Genomic DNA, 1,776 nt, shown 5'->3' on the forward strand with positions numbered 1-1,776 from the left:
AGACGAAGCGGCGGGCGCGGGGCGTGGGTGGCCGCCGTTCCTCGCCCCGGCGATCCGCGCGACCTCCGGCTTCCGCACCGAAGTGCGCACGTTCCTCGCCGAGTGCACGACGCTCGGGATCGATCCACGCCGGCTCGCCGAACTCGGCGCACAGCACGAGCTGGTGGCATGGCAGGCGATGGCGTCGTTCTTCGGCGAATACCTCGAGGTGCGCGCGCGGATGCGCGGCGCCCACCGCGACGCAGCCGGGCTGGTCCTCGAGGCCGGCCGCATCCTCCGATCGGCCCCGCCTGGCGCGGCGGCGCTCGGGGCGTTCGCCGGCGTCGCCGCCGTGCTCGTCGACGATGCGCAGGAGCTGACCCTCGGAGGTGTGGAGCTGCTCGAAGCGTGCGCGGCACGCGGGATCGCTGTGCTCGCCTTCGGCGATCCGGATGTCGGCTCCGGCGCCTTCCGCGGCGCGACGCCGGAGAACTTCGCCCGCGTGGCATCCGGGCTCGGCATCGCCGGCGTGCTGGTGCACCCGCATCGGGGCTCGGCCGCCCAGGGCGACCTGGTGCGCCAGATCACCCAGCGGATCGGTGCGAGCGGCGTCGTGCAGCACCGAGCGGCGCCGGTCGGAGTGGCCGCCGACGACTCGGTGCGCGCGTTCGCCCTGCGATCAAGGGCCGAGGAGTTCGACGCGATCGCCAGGCTCCTGCGGGAGCGGCACGTCCGTGATGGCGTGCCGTGGGCGCAGTGCGCGGTGATCGCCCACGACACCCGGCAGGTGTCGGCGCTCGAGACCGAGCTGACCGCGCGTGACGTCCCGGCCCGCGCCAGCGGGTCGGGACAGGCGCTCGGGGCCATCGCGCCGGTGCGCGACCTCCTGGGGCTCATCGAGCTGGCCGGGCGCGACGACGCCACCTGGAGCTGCGAAGAGGCGGCTGATGCGCTGCTCGGGGTGTGCGGGCGGCTCGACCCGGTCGAGCTCCGGCGGCTGCGATCGGCGCTGCGGCACCGCGAGCTCGCCGAGGGAGGCGAGCGCGGAGGACGGGATCTGCTGCTCTCCGCGCTGCGCACACCGCTCGAATTCGAGCTCGTCGACACACGCGAGGCGCGTCGCGCCGCCACCCTGGCGCACACGCTGACCGTCCTCCGCACCGAGCGAGCCCGCGGCGCCACGATCCACGAGCTGCTGTGGACGGCCTGGGAGCGGAGCCGCCTCGAGCGCGCCTGGAGTGAGCAGGCTCGCGCGCATGGGCCGATCGCGGCGCAGGCGAACCGCAATCTCGATGCTGTCGTCGCGCTCTTCCAGGCGGCGAAGCGCTACGTCGAGCGCGGGCTCGATGCGGATCCGGGCGCGTTCGTGCGCGGCATCCTCGACACCGCCGTCGCCGAGGACCGTCTCGACTCGCCGGTCCCCGATCAGGCAGTGCGCGTCCTCACCCCGGCGGGGGCGCTCGGACTCGAATTCGACACCGTGATCGTGGCCGGCGTCCAGGACGGCGTCTGGCCCAACACCCGCCTGCGGGGCAGTCTGCTGGACACCTGGCGACTGTCGGATGCCGCATCCCGCGACGCGGGCGACACGACGCCCCCCGGCATCCTGGATCGTCGCCGTTCGGCGATGCACGACGAGCTGAGGCTGTTCGTTCGTGCGCTGTCGCGCGCCAGACGCGAGCTGGTCGTCACCGCGGTCGACGACGACGACACCGGGCCGAGCGTGTTCTTCGAATTCCTGCCGGATGCGCTCCCCGCGACGCGCGCGATGGAGCATCCGCTGTCGCTGCGCGGGCT

At 74.0% G+C, this 1,776-nt stretch carries 1 protein-coding gene; it reads left to right on the forward strand.

The window, feature by feature from the left end:
* Positions 1-1,776: 3'-5' exonuclease (locus AC1DVT_RS20010; protein WP_477391116.1), on the forward strand; the 1,776-nt coding region annotated here is incomplete at both ends.

The organism is Microbacterium sp. P2_F9, assembly GCF_056403635.1.